This is a genomic window from Roseibacillus persicicus (assembly GCF_014651675.1).
GTDB classification, from domain to species: Bacteria; Verrucomicrobiota; Verrucomicrobiia; order Verrucomicrobiales; family Akkermansiaceae; genus Roseibacillus; species Roseibacillus persicicus.
The window spans coordinates 1-1,508 of the sequence record NZ_BMXI01000052.1 but is presented as its reverse complement, the minus strand read 5'-3'; the positions used below and the strand labels follow the sequence as shown (position 1 = coordinate 1,508).

Here is a 1,508-nt window from a genome sequence, read left to right as displayed (position 1 = left end):
TTTTCAGCTTTGACGAGACAGTGGAACGTTGGATTTATCGAGGTGAACTCCAAGTTGGCTCCTCGGATTTGTTCCAGATGGTTTGATTGGATCGACGTTGGTTTCGATGTCAACGATGTGGTGAGATTGGCCTGGCAGGTGAGGGAAGGCGTGCAGGTTTTTGTTGTCTTCACGAGGTTTTGACGTTGTCCGGTGACAAGCTTCTGCGCTTCAGGCGGTAGGGGAGATTTTATTGACGGGGCTCGAACGAGGCCTTCCCGTCGTAGAAGATTCGGCGGTCTTCGAAGAAATCGGATATTGCTATACTTTGACAGCGAACAATGCGCAGCACCACAAATCCGACCGCGCTGTCGAGTCGGAGGTTGACGGGAGGAGGGAGCGTGGTAGAACTATCGAAAGCGCGCTGAGTCGGTCGGATTGGGTGTGCTTGAACGTTCGCTAAAAAATGAAAGGACACGATCCAGAATTTATTCGAAATCGGATCGAGTGGCGTGCAGGAAAGCACAATTTTCCCTATCCATGTTCCAATTACTGGCGAAAGGCACCGGAAAAGATAGCGAACGCAGTTCCAAAGTCATTTTCTAATCCTGTTATTTATTCGGCGTTAGACGCTGAAAATTTCACCGTGATCGGTGTCGATGAAGTCTTCATAGGGCATAATGCCTTACCGGACAGCTTCGAAATAGATAGGATTAGGGCCATTCGACCACATCCAATGATGTCTTCCCCAACGGACAAGAAGAGCCTTAGCGGGTTGGAAGTGGAAAGAACAGAAGGGAGAGTGTCGATCTTGGCCTGTGAAGCGGGAGCACCCTGTTTTGCCATCTGGAATATTCTCCTCACGTTGATTGGAATGAAACGATAAAGCGAACAAGCAGCAGCACCACAAATCCGACCGCGCTGGTGAGTCGGAGGATTGACTGGAGGAGGGAGCGTGATAGAAGTATTGAAAGCGCGCTGAGTCGGTCGGATTGGGTGTGCCCAAACGTTATCCAATGTAAGCATTGCGGAATTTGCATTGTTTTGAATGGCGAGTTCGCGGTGACGGATGCTCAGTAACGAGGTTTTGCGCGGTAGGCGAGTTCGGCGTCTCGGTTCGGTGGTTGGCAGTGCGCGGCAGGCGAGTTCACAGTTGATGGATTCTGTGGTTGGCTGTGGAGAAGTTTGGCGAGTTCGAGGTGACGAAGGCTCTACGCGAAGGGTGATGCGGAGCATTGACGCGGCTTGACGTCACCGAGTTCGAGGTTTCCTTGCTCTTGCCCTTCTGACTTCGGACCGTCCTGGATAACATACCGCAGCACCACAAATCCGACCGCGCTTGCGAGTCTGAGGATTGACTGGAGGAGGGAGCGTGATAGAACTAATGAGAGTGCGCTGAGTCGGTCGGATTGGGTGTGCTTCAACGTTCTGCAAAAAAATATTCTATGTGGAAAACCGCAACGCTCCTCTCAGTTGCTGGCGTTATCGTTGCGATAGTCGTGACCGAATTAGTGCGAGGTGTAGTCGAT

2 protein-coding genes are annotated in these 1,508 nt (G+C 51.3%); both read left to right on the top strand.

What is annotated here, in order from left to right:
- Nucleotides 1-183: hypothetical protein (locus IE099_RS20925; RefSeq protein ID WP_229809628.1), on the top strand; the 183-nt coding region annotated here is incomplete at its 5' end.
- 262 nt (nucleotides 184-445) lie between these two features.
- The gene (locus IE099_RS20550) at nucleotides 446-865 is read left to right on the top strand and encodes a hypothetical protein (protein ID WP_189574714.1); all 420 of its coding nucleotides are present in this window, start codon (nucleotides 446-448) and stop codon (nucleotides 863-865) included.
- Nucleotides 866-1,508 lie beyond the last annotated feature (643 nt).